This window comes from Govania unica (assembly GCF_027920805.1).
GTDB classification, from domain to species: Bacteria; Pseudomonadota; Alphaproteobacteria; order Sphingomonadales; family Govanellaceae; genus Govanella; species Govanella unica.
The window spans coordinates 140,491-155,780 of sequence record NZ_JANWOI010000004.1 but is presented as its reverse complement, the minus strand read 5'-3'; the positions used below and the strand labels follow the sequence as shown (position 1 = coordinate 155,780).

Genomic DNA, 15,290 nt, shown 5'->3' with positions numbered 1-15,290 from the left:
GACGGTCAGAAAACGACCCGGTCCAACATTTGATCCGGCAAGGCCATCAATCGCGCCCCGTCGGTCCAGAGCAAAGCGCAGTCAATGCGCCGCCCGGGATAAATCTGCTGCAACAGCCTCCGATAAGCCGCCATCTGCCGCACATAGGCAAGCGCCACATCCTCCACCCGGTCAGGCGGCGGGCGGTTGGTCTTGTAATCGATGACCAGCACGCGGCTGTCGGTCACGTACAACCGGTCGATCTGCCCGGCCACCGGCACCTGATCGACCAACCCAGCAATGGGCACCTCGGCCTGAGCCGCGGAGGAAAAGATCGGGGCGAACTCAGCATCTTCGAGAATCGCCATGACCTCGGCCACAATCTGCGCCACATCGAGTGGGGACAGGCCATAGGCCGGATCACCAAGAAACCGCCGCGCCGCCTCAGCCCGGGCCTCCGCCGCGAGCGACGGCAGGCGTTCGAGCAGGCGGTGAATGAGCGTACCCCTGCGGAACCGCACAGTTTCCTTGGCCCGCGCCGCCGCCGCACGCAACGGGCTTTGCACCTCGGGTTCGTCCTCCAAGGGGCGGGACGGGCTGAGCGGCCGGGCGGGCACCGGCTCATCCGGGGCCGTCATGCTGGCCCAGGCGGGGAGTGCCGCAGCTTCGCGCCGTTCCGCCGCACTGCGATCCGGCCGCACATCGCCGGTCTGGACTGTGGTAAAGCGTTTGACCGGGCCGTCCGGGCTGTCGAATTCGATCACGCCCGGCAGTTGGGCAAAGGCTTTTTCGAGATGCTCATACCAGCATCCGGTCTCGATCTTCATGCGCGCACCGACCCAGCCGGTCAGATAAAGCCGGTCCGCAGCCCGAGTCAGGGCCACATAAAGCAGGCGGGCCTGTTCTTCATCCTCCAGCGCCTTAACCTTGTCGCGGGCATCTTTCGCCGCACCGACCGTATTCTCCGACGACCCCGGCCACAGCAACAGGCGATCCACCGGCGGACGATCGCTGTCGATCGGGATGAGGCTGCCGCGCGGGCGGGGTTTCTGACAGGTGTCGGGCATGATGACCACCGGGGCCTGCAGGCCTTTCGAGCCATGCACCGTCATGATCCGCACTTCGTCCCGGCCTTGCTCCATATCACGCTTGATTTCGATATCCCGGGCCTCCAGCCAATGGAGAAAACCCTGCAGGGATGGCGTGTGGCTTTTTTCAAAGGCAAGTGCCAGGGCGAGAAACTCGTCGATCGGATCATGGGCTTCGCTGCCGAGCCGGGCGACGATGCGGGTGCGGCCACTTTTGCCCGAAGCATCGACGCCGTTCAGAACCGTAGCGAAGAAATCAAAGGGCGCGAGTTTGTCGGCGAGCCCGAGAAGCCCACCAAGAAATTCCGCCGCGTCCCCACCCGCGCCCGCGACCCGTGCCCAAAGCGAACCGCGACGGCCATGGGCGAGTCCGTAAAGATCATCTTCGCTCATACCCACGAGCGGCGATTTCAAAACCGTCGCCAAGGTCAGATCATCCTCCGGCAGCAACACAAAACGGGCCAGCGCCATCAGATCCATCACCGCCAGCTGATCGGTCACCACCATGCGGTCCGCGCCCGCCACCGGCACGCCCATGAGCTTGAGCGCGCTCAGAAGCAAGCCGTCAAAGGCCGAACGCCGCCGCACCAGAACCAGGATATCCCCCGCCGTCATGGCCCGGCCGCGCGCGGGCAAGGGTTCCTTATCCCTCAACCACTGCCGAATCTGCGCCGCGATCTTGATGGCAAGCCGTGCCGGGGCGCTCGCCTGGGTGGTCTGGTCGACCGGCAATTGCCAGCCATCCACATCCGCCCCGCGTTCGGGTTCCGGCAGCATCACCGGCCACAGTTCCACAAGCCCCGCGTCCTTGTCGCGCACAGTGCCATGACGCGTGTAACGATCATCGAGCAGATCGCCGCGCAGGGCCGGATCGGCGAACACCGCATCCACATAATCAAGCACCGCCGCCGTGGAACGGAACGACAGATCAAGCGGCACATCACGGAAATCGCCATCGACCGCCCGCACCCGGGCGGCGAAATGATCGCGCGAGGCGATGAAGGCGCGCGGGTCGGCGCGCTGGAAGCGGTAAATGGATTGCTTGACGTCGCCGACAGCGAAAATGCTGCGGCTGACCTCGCGCGCTGCCTCGCCGGCAAAGAAATCATCGGCCAGAGCTTTGATGACCTGCCATTGTTCGGGGTTGGTGTCCTGCGCCTCGTCCACCAGCACATGATCGAGCCCGCCATCGAGCTTGAACAGCACCCAGGGGGCAATCCCCGGCCGCTGCAACAACGCGAGCGTGCCAAGGATCAGATCATCATAATCAAGCGCCGCCTGCCGCCGTTTTTCCCGCGCGTAGATGTCAAGCACGGCAAAGGCAAAGGTCAGGGCCGCTGCCGTATTGTCCATGACCTCCACCAGCCGCAACCGGGCCACGAGCGCCTCCACCCGTTCCGCCTCCCCAAGCAAGCTGGCGAGCGTGCCCGGCCGCGCCTTTTCAGTCCCCTTGGTGACGAGCGTTTTGCGGATCTCCCCCTTCTGGGTCAGATAGGCCGGGGCATAGGCGCGGAAATCCGCTGGCGTCACGACGTCAAGCTCAAGCCAGCGGCCGAGGAGGGCGGCGCGCTCCATATCAGTCGCTGTGCCGCCGCCAAGCGCAAGCGCCGCCGCCTGCAGATCATCGCGGTTCTGGCTTGCGGCAAAGCCCGCGACCAGCTGCTCCGCCGTCTCCTCGGCCCCGATCCCGAGCACACGGGCGGTGGCCGCAAGCAGGCCGGGAAAGGTCTGAAACTGACGGCCAAGGCGTTCGAGCAGACCGCGTTCGCTTAACAGACCTGAGACGAAATCGCTGAAACTATATTCGGTCAGACGGCGGCTGATGCGGGCGAGGGCCTGCGACAGCGCCGTTTTCTCCTCCCGCGCCACCTCCATCAGGACCATGTCCAGGGCCGAGCGCAGAACCTCGGCGGCGCTGCGGTCGTCGATCAGACGGAAATGCGGCGGCAGCGAGGCCTCCAGCGGAAATCGCGCCAGCAGCGACTGGCAAAAGGCGTGAATGGTCAGGATCTTGAGCCCGCCCGGGACTTCAAGCACCTCGGCGAACAGACGGCGAGCGCGGCCCCGGGCCGCCTGCGGGCGGTCAACCCCAAGACCCGCCAACGCCAGATCAAGCCGCTCATCATCAAGCGTCACCCAACGGGCGAGCGTCGACTGAATGCGGTTCGACATTTCCGCCGCCGCCGCCTTGGTAAAGGTCAGGCATAAAATCCGTTCAGGCGGCGTGCCCGCAAGCAGCAGACGCAACACCCGGGAGGTCAGAACATGGGTCTTCCCGGTCCCGGCCGAGGCCGACACCCAGGCCGAGGCGGCAGGATCGGAGGCGCTGTCCTGAGCTTTGGTCATGCGTCGTCCTCGGTCTTGTCGCGGCCCACCAGACTGCCGACGCCTGACCATTCCTTGATGCGGGCGAGATGATCGTAATCGCCCGCCGTGACCTCCTCCGGCCGCATGGTTGAGCGATAGGGGGTCTCGGGCTTGTCGAATAAGGCCACCAGTTCACGCAGACCTCGCGCCGCCTGGGCTTTCCGGTCTTCCACATCCTTCATGGGCTTCATGGTCCCGGCCGGTTCGCCGCCATGGAGCCGCCAGAATTCAAGCCCGGTTACAGCGGCTGCGGGCAATCCCTTAAAGGCCCCGGCTTCAGCCATCATCGCCTCCAAGGGCATCTGCGGCTGATAACCAGCGACGATCTGGCGGTCTTCCGGCGGCTGGCCGGTTTTGTAATCAATGATGGTGAGCGTCCCGCCCGGGCCGCGATCGATGCGGTCGGCCTTGGCTGTCAGTTTGAAGTCGAACGGGCTTTCAAGGATATAGTCGCCCCTTCCTTCGTTCAGAACCGTCGTATAGAGCGCGCGTCGGTCACGCTCGGTGGCGATGAACCATTCAGCCACATGCTGAAAGCGCGGCCACCAGAAGGCGCGCACCGTGGGCCGGGTCAGATTGCGCCCGAATTCGTCCCGGCCGATGGCAATCAACCGGTCGAGAGCATCGGGCGGCAGCGTGATCGGATACTCATTCACAAACCGATCAAGGGCGGCGTGAATGATGTTCCCCTTGTCCGCCGCGCCGGGATCGGCATCGAGCGGATCGAGCGCCTTCAGGCGCAGAATATGCCGGGCATAGATGGCGTAAGGATCGCGCATCCAGGTGCCGATCTGGGTCACCGACAAGCGCTTGGGCCGGGCGTCGAGCGGCGGGCGCGGTTCGGGTGGCCGGGCGGGAGCAATCTCCGCCGGACGGTCAAGCCCCGCGAACCAGTCAAGCGCCGGATGGGCGGGCAACCGCCGGTCCTGCAACACGGCATCCATGCGCATAAGCCAACGCGACGGCACCGTCGGCGCGCCATCGGATTTTTCCGAGCGGGTCAACACCACCTCGGGCGCGGTAGCCGCCACGTAAAAGTCATGGGCCGATAGACCGATGCGGCGCTCCATGGGCGGCAGGCCGAAGGCCGCGCGCATGGGCCGCGACAGCCAGGGGTCGATGCCCGCGTCCGGCGGCCAGACGCCCTCGTTCAGACCGCCAAGAATCACCAGATCCGCATGCTGCAACCGCGCCTCAAGCGCGCCCCAGATATGCAGACGCGGATGGCGGCCATAACGCGGCCGCACCACCTTGCCGATCATCAGGGCTTTCAGAACGGCGGGATATTCTCCAGCCGGGATGGCGAAATCCTGCCCGCCATCGAGAAGTTCTTCGGAAAAAGCTGCCGCCGCCTCCCCCGCTTCCCCGGCCCAGAGACGCGCGGGGCCGCTCCGATCCGCGCTCGCCGCGAGCCGTTCCGCCGCCGCCACATGGGCCGCCGCGAGATCGCGCAGGCTGCCGCCGCCTGTCACCAGGGCCACGAACTCCGCGAGCCCCTCACTCAGGCCCTGCCACCAGCCCGCAAGCCGATCACGTAAAACTTCGTCGTCCAGGGCTTTCACCGCGCGGGCGATGCCATCCGCCCCGCCTGATGGTCTTGGGCCACGCAAGACCGCGATCTCAAGCGCCCGCACCTCAGCACGGAACTGCGCCATGGACCGCCCGCCCGCCGCCAGCGGATGCTTGAGCACGCCGAGCAAGGACACTGGCGCAAAATCCTGCGCCGCCAGCTCCGCCAGCAACAGAAGGAACACCCCGGGGCCGCTTTCGGCCAGGGCCGCGCCCGCCGAATCATCCACCAGAATATCCCAGCGTTTCAATTCAGCCGCCACCCGCCGCGCCAGCCCACGATCCGGGGTGACGAGTGCCGCCGTGCGGTCCGGGGTCTCAAGCGCCTCCCGCATCAGGAGGGCGATGGCCCCCGCCTCCTCCCGCGGGGACGGGGCGTCGATGCGGGAAAACCGGGCCAGCGCCTGATCCCAGTCAAGCGCGACCTCGCGCCAGGCGGCGGTGGTTTCGGCGGGACGGAGCGCTTCCTTCAACAGATCCCGGCGGGCGGCAGGGCCTTGCGGCAGCCGGGCCGCATCCTCCGGGGTGAGCCAGTCCATGACCTCGTGACGGACAATGCCGATCTCATCCTCGATCAGTTTTTTCATGGCCGCTTGCGGATGGGTCGGGCCGAGCATGTCCCAGCTGGCGTCCTCCATCTCGCGGTCGAAGGCGGGCAGCACCACGGCACCCTCAGGCAACCGCGCGACGGTGGCCATCAAGGCCGCCGCCGCCGGAATATTGCCGGTCGATCCAGCCGCGATCACAGGATCCCCCGGCGGATCGGCCTGCCAGATGGTGGCGAGCGCCTGCAGCAAACGATTGCGCCGTTCGGCCGCGTCCATGAACCCCTGTTCGGCGACAATCTGCGGCCAGTCCCGGCTGACGATTTCGAGAAAGGTCAGGGTTTCCTGCCAATGGCTGGCGAAATTGGCCGGCACCACGGTGGCGAGATCGGCGAAATCGCGGCCTTCGACGGTGACTTCATCCAGAAATTTGGCCAGTGCCGCCGCAAGCTCCACCGCCTGCGCCGTCGAGCCTGCGCCGTCCGCATGCCGCTTGGCGAAGGCCTCCACCAGCCGGGTCAGCATGAGCTGACGCCAGAGCGGCGGCACGGCGGGCGGCAGGGTCAGATCGGTCTCGGCCAGCGCCGGGTTGAACAAAAGCTCGTCTTCCTCCACGTCGCCAATAGGACGCATGACCGGAAGAATGAGCGGCACCCCGCCGGTGAGCCGCAGAAACGCTTCGCTCAGGGATTTGACGGCGCGCCGGGTCGGCAACAACACGGTGACCCGGCCAAGTTCGGCGCCTGCATAGCGCGCGAGGAGACCGGCGGCCAGTGCATCGACGAAGGACAAGCCGGCATCGATGCGGAACACCTGCGGGGTTGCGCGCAACGTCCGCGACATGGGCGTCACTCCGCCAGCAAGCGCTGTTCCGCCGCCCCAATGGCGTCCGGCGTCCCCACATGCATCCAGTCGCCGTCATGGACGAGACCGTAAAGCCGCCCGGCCGCGAGCGCCGCGTCATAAACTAGATTGAGGGAGAACGGCCCCTCCGGCTGCTTCGCGAACAGCTCGGGCTGCAGAATCTGGATGCCGGTGAACACATAGGGAGCGTTCGCCCTTGTGCCGCGCCGGGTCAGGCGCCCATCGTCCCCGAGATAAAAATCACCGGGGCCGTCATAGCCCGTGGCCTGATCGCGCGGGCAGAGCATCAACAGCCCGTCCATACGCTCAGCCTCAAACGCAAGCCCGAGCCGCGTGAGCGCAGGCGCGCCGCGATCCCGCCACAGCATGTCGCTGTTCAGCACATAGACCGGCGCGTCCCCCGCATAGGTGAGCATCTTTTTGACCCCGCCACCGGAATCAAGCAGCAGATCGCTTTCATCCGACAGGACGACTGTGGGCAAGCGCCCATCCCGGGTGACGGCAAAGGTCCTGAGACAGTCAGGCAGGTGATGCATATTGACGACCGCCCGATCGACCCCGACTTCGGCCAGCTGGTCGAGCATGCGGTCAAGCATGGGCTGACCGGCCACGGCGATCAGCGGCTTCGGCGTTTCAAGCGTCAAAGGCCGCATGCGGAGGCCGAGCCCCGCCGCCAGCAGCAACGCCTGTTTCGGCAACCGCGAGGTGGCGTCCGCACGCGGTGCAACCCCGCGCCGTGCGGCAGGCACATGACGATCGAACCAAAGCTTCAGATCCGCAAGCGCCGGATGGGCCAGATCGCGGTCGAGCAACCCCCAGACACGGGGGATCAGATCGAGGTAGGCGGCCTTGCCGTCGCGGGCGTAAAGCCGGGTGAAAATGCCGATGATCTTGACGTTGCGCTGGGCCCCGAGGATGGCGTAATCGCGCCGGAACGCCTCCGCATCAAGACCCGTGGCACCCAGGTAATGATCAATCATCTCATCAGCCAGAGCGGGCGGCACATCGCGCCGGGCGTCTTCAAGAAGCGACACCAGATCATAAGCCGGATGTCCGGCCACCGCGTCCTGAAAATCCAAAAGCCCGACCCGCGCCACCCCATCACGGTCCGGCAGCCACATCAGATTGTCGGCGTGATAATCGCGCAAGACCAGCACGTCCCGGCCCGGCTCAAGCTGCGCGAGCGCCGCCCGCCACAGCGCTATGAACTCCTGCCGCAACGCGACGGTCATTGGGGTGCCGGTGAGCGCGGGCAGATACCAGTCGGTGAAAAGCTGCAGTTCACGCCCATAAAGCGCGTCATCATACCGCGGCAGCACGTAGGTTTCGCCGTTGCCAACCGCAAGATCCCCGGGCACCGGATGCCGGTGAAGATCCACGAGTACGTCGACCGCCGCCTCATATAGCCCGCGTTCCATGGCAGGCTCTCGTGGGATGACCCGCGAATAACGGTCGTCGCCGAGGTCTTCAAGCAACAGAAAGCCGTGGGCCACATCGGCCGCAATCAAACCTGGCGCCGACAGGCCCAGCGACTCAAGATAGCGGGTAATCGCCACAAACGGACGCACGTCTTCGCGCGGCGGCGCCGCATCCATCAGAACCGCTGGTCCATCCGCGCTTTCAAGACGGTCGTAATGACGGAACGAGGCGTCTCCCGCGATCCGCACCCGCGCTGCCCGGCTCCATCCCGCGCTGTCGAGAAAGGCCCGATCGAGAGTAGCCCGCAGAGACGTCATGGTCTGTCCTTCACCCAGTTCCGTGCCATGGCAAGGGGCTGAAGCCGTCTAGCCCAGCGCTCCGTTGCATCAATGATAAGACTGCGCCGGTCATCCGCCGCCATCTCGAACGTGAGAGATAACCGCTCCACCGGCAAAAGGGAACCGAGCCGTTCCGGCCATTCAATCAGGCTGAGCGCGCCGTCAAGCGCCTCCTCGAACCCGAGTTCATAGACTTCGTCTTGATCCTCAAGACGATAGAGGTCGAAATGCCAGATTAATCCGGCCCCGTCGCCATAAGTCAGCACGAGATTGAAAGTCGGGCTCGGCACATCGATCGCCCCGAACCGCGCCTGAATGAAGGCGCGGGCGAAGGCGGTCTTGCCCGCCCCAAGATCGCCCTCAAGGGTGATCACATCCCCCACGGTGCCAAGCGGTTCCAACAGCTCCGCAAGTGCCTGGGTCGCCGCGAGGTCGGGGAGGTCAACAGTCCAACGCATGCCGCCCTCCTTCATCTCCCTTGCGCCAGAGGCACGACGACGCTGGTCGATGGCTGATGGCGCGGCAGACGGCAGAGAATGCGCGTGCCCGCATTTGGTTCGGAACTGAGGGTGACCGTGCCACCATGGAGTTCGACAAAGCTCCGGACCAACGACAGGCCGAGGCCCGCGCCCTGACCGCGCGGCACATCTCGTCCGGTATGGAAGCGTTCGAACACCTGAAGCTGTTCGTCGGCAGGAATGCCGATCCCGGTGTCGGTCACAAAAAGCGTGACAAAATCATTATCGACCCCGCCGCCCAGGGTGATCTGGCCGTGAGGCGGGGTGAATTTCATGGCGTTGCTCAAAAGATTATACATCACCTGCCGGATACGCTTTTCATCGCCATCGATCATGCCGAGCCCCGGGGGAATTTCAAGCTGCAAGATATGGTTGCGCTTCTTCAATTCCTCCCGCGCCATGGCGGCCACATTGCGCAGCGTCTGTCCGATATCGAACAGACGGGTTTCAAGCCGGATGCCGCCCGCCTCAACCACCGAAAGATCGAGAATATCATTGATCAGCACCATCAACTGGGCCGAGGATTCAAGGATATTGCGCGCATAGGTATGCTGTTGCGCATTAAGCGCGCCGTAATATTCCTTATCGAGCAGCTCGGCGAAGCCCATCACATTGTTCAGGGGCGTGCGCAGCTCATAGGAGATATGGGCGACGAATTCAGTCTTCAGACGGTCCGAGGTTTCAAGCGCCTCGTTCCGTTCCCGCAGCGCGCGTTCGATACGCAGGCTGTCCGTCACATCGACAAAAGTATAAAGCGTCGCCCCATCCGGCAGCGGCACCGCCGCGAAATCAATCTCGGACCCGTCCTTCCGGCTCAGCCGGCCGCCGCGCACCACCCGTTCGCCATCGTCATAAAGCAGCGCGCGGAATTTTTCATATTCCGCCGGAACGTCGAAATAGCTTTCCGCCTCGGTCAGCAGATCGGACAGATGCGGCGCTTCGGTGATCGCCCCCTCGTCCAGATGCCAGACTTTGAGGAAGGCCGGATTCGACAGCTTGAGCCGACCGTCGCTGCCGATCACCGCAATGCCTTCATGAAGACTGTTGAGCGTCGCCCGCTGCACGGCAATCAGCGTGTTATAATTGCGTTCAAGGGCCAGACGGTCGGTCACATCCTCATAGAAAATCAACAGCCCGCCAAGCGGATGGGGCTGTGTCACCACGCGCAGAGTGGCTCCGTCGGGCAGATGCCACATTTCTTCAAGCGGTTCGAGCAACTGGGTGTAATGAGCGAGATGCGCGCGTTTCCAGGCCGGGAAATCGGCCTGTTCCGGCAGCCGCCGTCGTTCGCGCATTTCTTCAAGCAGTTCGCTGTGATGCGGCCGCGACGACATCCATTCTTCAGGCAACCGCCACAGCCGGGTGAAAGCATTGTTATAGAATTCAAGCGTCTTGTCGGCGCCGAAAATAGCCACAGCGGTCGAGAGCTTGTTCAGGGTCTCCGCATGAGACTCCATATAGCGGGCGAATTCGGCGCGGGCATCCTCAAGCTCCGTGCGGTCGACGGCATAGCCGGTGACCCCTGCCTGAGCCCCCGCCCCGCCATCCGGGGTATTCTGCATCAGCAGCGCCCGGCGCTGGCCGTCGATCACCACATAATGCTTGGTGGCGAGACCGCGCTCCTCATCCTGGGCGCGGGCGGCGTCATCCCGACTCGATCCGGTGAGCGCGTTGCCCACAAGCTCGATACCCTCGCGCAACACAGTCTCGGCATCGGCCGCCTCAACCGCCCGGATATAGGCGGTGTTCACATAGCCAAGGCTCAAATCGCCGCCACGCCGCCAGACCGGAAAATTTATCCCGTCAAGGGTATGATGCAGATTGCGGTTTTCGTCCTCCAGACGGGAGACCAGCTGATCGCGGGCGCTGATCTCGGCCCGCTGGTCGGACAGGTCGACAAACCACAACAGCGCCGACGCTGTTCGCCCCGCTCCGGCGCGTTCGGCCACCACGCGAAAATTACGTTCCGCGCCCGCAACCTCAAACGGTGCGGGCAACGCGCCGCCGGTGCGGGCGGCGGCGGCGGCTTCTTCCAGCCGGGCGAAACCGGCGGCGGCGAAGCCCCGCCGGCCGCTCGCGTCAAACAGATCGGAAAAGGCCATGAGACCGCGGCGCTTGCCAAGCCAGCGGCCAAGCCGGGGGCTGGCCGAAAAATCGCCGTCGCGCACCCAGAGCACATAAGCCGCCGGAACCGAATCGAGAATGGCGGCCAGACGATCGCTCGCCCGGCGTTCATGCCGCGCCCGGCGCATGGCGTCACGGCCCGTGCAATAGGCCCAGATCGCGAGCCCAAGCGTCGAGACCACAATGGCGCTGCCGAGCATGAAGGTCGAGGTGCCGGAGGAGATCACAGGAGTCGCCCCAGCCGGAGCCGCGCCCGCCGGAGCGGACGCCGCAAGACCAACCAGCCCGCCGGCAGCCGTCGCCACTCGCCTAACTGAGACTATAATACTCATGCCCACTCGCCCTTTGTGGCACAGACTATGGTGCCCGGCACGAGAACTCAAGCCGCACTTGCATCCCGCCCGCCACCTCTGTCCATGAGACCTCCTGAGCGCCACAGCAAATGCACACTGGAAATTGATTGGAGGACATGCCAAAGAATAGGCTAAGGAAATGGGCGCTTTACTGCCGCCGATCTCAGCGCATGCTGACCCCGGCACGGGGGCCTATAAAGGCTTACAAAGGTTTGGGGGACCATCTGTCTTGACCGTCGACAACGAGACCACACCTGCCGTTTCAAGCCTCAAACGAAGCGCCTCCTTCGGCAAGCTTCATATCATTTCCTTCATCGCCATCGCCATTGTCGCCCTGCTCGCGATCAATCACCTGATGGCCGAGGTCAATCTGTCCTCGGTGCGCCATGCCTTGCGGAATTTCAACACCCATTCCCTGCTGTTTGCCGGGCTCGCCGCCGCGGCAAGCTATATCGCCATGATGGGCTATGATCTCTGCGGCGTGCGCTATGCCGGGGTCAAGGTGCCGGTGCTGCACACGCTCCGCACCTCGTTTTGCGCCTTCGGGCTTGGCAATACGCTGGGCGGCGGCTGGCTATCGAGCGGGGCGGTGCGCTTTCGCCTCTATTCCTCGGCCGGTGTCGACCCTCTGAATATCGGCAAGATCATTGCCTTCATCACCTGGGGCTTCGGCCTTGGCATCGTCGCCATTTCGGTGTTTGGCCTGTTGGCGCGGCCCGAAGTGATCGCCGATCTGTTCGAGTTTTCCATCTGGGTACCGCGTCTTATCGGGATCATCGGCGCGCTATTTGTGCTGGTGGTCCTGGTCCTGCCCTGGATGCGCGACAAACTGCACATCGGGCGTTGGGCCCTCAGGTTGCCGTCGGGACCGTTGACGCTCGCGCAGGTGCTGCTGGCCGTGCTCGACCTCGTCACCGCCGCGCTGACGCTGTGGTTCCTGCTGCCCTCCCATGACATGACCCTGCCAACCTTTATGGGCGTCTATGCCATCGCCATCGCCGCCGGGCTCATCAGCCATGTGCCGGGTGGGCTTGGGGTGTTCGAGTCGGTCATTATTTTCGCGCTCAAGCCCTATGTGGATATCCCGGAGCTGACGGCGGCGCTGGTGGTCTACCGGATCGTCTATTATCTGGTGCCCTTCATGCTCGCCCTCCTGATGTTCACCTTGCATGAGGCGTCGATCATCTCGCGCTGGTATCGCGGCAGCTTTCTGTCCCGGGGTGCCGGCAGTTACGGCCATCTGGTGCTTGCGGGCGCGACATTCTTCACCGGCGCCATGCTGATGGCGTCAGGGGCACTGCCCGCCGCAAGACATTCACTGCGCGTCCTCGATCAGACCGTACCGCTGGTTTTTCAGGAAGTTTCGCATTTCCTCGCCAGTCTCGGCGGGCTCGCCATGCTGGCGCTTTCTCAGGGCTTGCGACTACGAAGCCATACTGCCTGGCAGCTCAGTTGCGCCATCGTCGCCATCAATATTCCGCTCGCGCTTTTGAAGGGGCTTGCCGTTACCGAGACCTTGATTCTCGTGACCATCCTCACGCTGCTGTTTCTCGCCCGCCCGGCCTTTTACCGGCGCACCCGGCTCAATCAGCTGAGCCTGACGCCGGACTGGTGGTTCGCCTTTGCGGCCACGCTCGTGACCGTGACCTGGTTGCTGTTCTTCGCCTATAAACATGTGGAATACAGCAGCAATCTCTGGTGGCAGTTCGAAAGCATGGCCGAAGCCCCACGCAGTCTGCGCGCGATCGTCGGCGTCGCCGCCGCCGCCTTCGTGCTTGGCTTCATGCATTTGCTCCGCCCCCATGCCGCCCGGCCGAAAGCGCCGGACGCCGCAGCCCGGGCACAGGCCAGCGCAATCGTGCGCAAGCAGACCGTGAGCGAAGCCTGTCTCGCGAATCTCGGCGACAAATATTTCCTGTTCAGTGACAGCGGTCAGAGCTTCATCATGTATGGCGTGCGTGGCCGGTCCTGGATCAGCCTTCTTGATCCCATCGGCCCGGTCGAGGAACATGCCGAGCTGGTTTGGCGGTTTCGCGAAATGTGCGACCGCGCCGGATCGCGAGCCGCCGCTTATCAGGTCTCCGTCGGGGCGTTGTCCTATTACATTGACGCCGGATTCAGCGCCCGGCGACTTGGTGAAGAAGCCCGCGTAAATCTGGCGGATTTCGACATCGGCTCAAGCAGCTTTCGCAGTTTGCGGCAGTCGTGGAACCGCGCCCAACGGGATGGCCTGACGTTCGAGATCATCCCCAAGGCTGAGGTTCCCACTCATCTGAGCCAACTCGAAGCCATCTCCGACGCCTGGCTCGACGGTCATGAAACGCGGGAAAAGAGCTTTTCGCTCGGCAATTTCTCGACCGCCTATGTGACCAGCCAGCCGGTCGCCATCATTCGTCTAAATGGCAAGGCCGTCGCGTTCGCCACGCTCATGCTGACCGACCAGAAGGTCGAGGCCAGCATCGACCTCATGCGCCATCTGCCGGAAGCGCCGGGCTCGGTGATGGATTTCCTGTTCGTGTCGCTGATCCAGCATTTCAAGGCCGAGGGCTATGTCTGGTTCTGCCTTGGCATGGCGCCCTTGGCCGGACTTGCAGTGCACCCGCTCGCGAGCTTCTGGCACAAGGCGGGGCGGCAATTGTTCCTGCGCGGTGAACGACTTTACAATTTCCAGGGACTGCGCAGTTATAAGGAAAAATTCCATCCGGTATGGCGGCCACGCTATCTCATGACCACCTCAAGCCTGAGCGCTTATGTGGCCATGCTAGACACGGCAGCCCTGATTTCCGGTGATTTACGTGGCATGGTGACCAAATGATGATAGCACGCTGGCTTGTTGCCATCTCCCTGATATTCGGCAGCATTGCCATCACCGGACCCGCTCAGGCAGTGGAAATCGGGCGCTTTCAAAAGCTTTGGGTCAAGGTACCGGCGAAACCGCTTGGCTTCACCTTTATCCTGTCCGGCAACACCGGCTGGGGTCAGCGCGAACAGGCCCTGGCCGACACGCTCTACGACAAGGGTTGGACCAGCGTGGGCATCGACCTCCCGCTCTATCGCGCCGGGCTTATAACCGGAGACAATAATTGCCATCAGGTGGCCAACGAGCTTGTGGCGCTGGCCAAGGCGATGCAGCGCGAACAAGGGGGCCGCAGTTATCTATTGCCCGCCGTGATTGGTTTTGGTGAAGGTGGCACCCTCGCCTATGACGCGCTCGCGCAATCCATGCGTGAAAGCTTCAGCCTGGTGCTGAGCGTGGACCGCACACCAACCCTCAATACCCCGCTCGCGCTCTGTGGTCTCACTGCGACCAAAACGGCGACGGGCTTCAGCTATGCAGATGTTCCCGTCGCGCAACTGACGGCCCCCTATCAGTCCCTGACTGCGGCGGCCGCATCGACTGCCGCGCTCGCCGCCCGCTTTGTCTATAATGACGGCCCGGTGGCGGCGCGTGCCGACCTCGCCAAGCTGCCGATTATCCCGCTGCCGGTGCAGACCGCCGGTGATGTCATGGTGGTGTTCATCGCCGGGGACGGCGGCTGGCGCGATCTTGACCGCACCATTGGCGAACGCTTGCAAACCATGGGCATCCCGGTGGTCGGGCTCGATACGCTGCGCTATTTCTGGACGTTGCAAAACCCCGACCGGCTCGCTGCCGACCTCGACAAGATCATCAAATATTATTCCACGACCTGGAAGCGGTCCAAGGTGATCCTCGTCGGCTATTCCTTCGGCGCCGATGTGATGCCCGCCGCCTATAACCGTCTGCCCCATGCGACGCGGGAAAAGGTCATCGCGCTCAGTCTGCTGGCCCTGAGCAAAACCGCCAATTACGAAATTTATGTGTCCGGCTGGATCGGCATCCATAATGACAAGGGCGCCCCCGTGCTGCCGGAACTGCAGAAGATCCCGGTCGCCAAGATCCAATGCATCTATGGCGAAGACGAAACCAAAGAAAGCCTGTGCCCGCTTCTGGAAAAAGCCGGCGCCAGCGTGTTCAAGACCAAGGGCTCACATCACTTCGACCATGACTACGTAAGCCTCGCCAATCGCGTCGCCAAAGCCCCGAGCGGGCGGTAATCCCACCACCACCAATTGTCATTGCCGGGCTTGACCCGGCAATCCATCT

At 63.7% G+C, this 15,290-nt stretch carries 7 protein-coding genes; 2 read left to right on the top strand and 5 right to left on the bottom strand.

Features of this window, described 5'->3' with window-relative positions; translation table 11 throughout:
• Positions 1-5 precede the first annotated feature (5 nt).
• Genes addA through NYP16_RS11430 form a run of 5 tightly spaced genes read right to left on the bottom strand, consistent with a single transcriptional unit; the run spans position 6 to position 11,143 of the window.
• The gene (gene addA, locus NYP16_RS11450) at positions 6-3,413 is read right to left on the bottom strand and encodes a double-strand break repair helicase AddA (protein ID WP_274944282.1); all 3,408 of its coding nucleotides are present in this window, start codon (positions 3,411-3,413) and stop codon (positions 6-8) included.
• Positions 3,410-6,391, bottom strand: a complete 2,982-nt coding sequence (gene addB, locus NYP16_RS11445) for a double-strand break repair protein AddB (protein WP_274944281.1) — start codon at positions 6,389-6,391, stop codon at positions 3,410-3,412. The genes addA and addB overlap by 4 nt, the downstream gene beginning before the upstream one ends.
• A 5-nt stretch (positions 6,392-6,396) precedes the next feature.
• Complete coding sequence (locus NYP16_RS11440) at positions 6,397-8,148, bottom strand: phosphotransferase (protein WP_274944280.1); 1,752 nt, start codon at positions 8,146-8,148, stop codon at positions 6,397-6,399.
• Positions 8,145-8,627, bottom strand: a complete 483-nt coding sequence (gene tsaE, locus NYP16_RS11435) for a tRNA (adenosine(37)-N6)-threonylcarbamoyltransferase complex ATPase subunit type 1 TsaE (protein WP_274944279.1) — start codon at positions 8,625-8,627, stop codon at positions 8,145-8,147. The genes NYP16_RS11440 and tsaE overlap by 4 nt, the downstream gene beginning before the upstream one ends.
• An 11-nt stretch (positions 8,628-8,638) precedes the next feature.
• A complete protein-coding gene (locus NYP16_RS11430; RefSeq protein ID WP_274944278.1) occupies positions 8,639-11,143 on the bottom strand; it encodes a sensor histidine kinase in 2,505 nt (834 codons plus the stop codon).
• A 250-nt stretch (positions 11,144-11,393) separates the two neighbouring features.
• Here NYP16_RS11430 and mprF point away from each other — a divergent pair, with 250 nt between their 5' ends.
• Complete coding sequence (gene mprF, locus NYP16_RS11425) at positions 11,394-13,979, top strand: bifunctional lysylphosphatidylglycerol flippase/synthetase MprF (RefSeq protein ID WP_274944277.1); 2,586 nt, start codon at positions 11,394-11,396, stop codon at positions 13,977-13,979.
• On the top strand, positions 13,979-15,241 hold the full coding sequence (locus tag NYP16_RS11420; protein ID WP_274944276.1) for a virulence factor family protein: 1,263 nt from the start codon (positions 13,979-13,981) through the stop codon (positions 15,239-15,241). The genes mprF and NYP16_RS11420 overlap by 1 nt, the downstream gene beginning before the upstream one ends.
• Positions 15,242-15,290: the final 49 nt, after the last annotated feature.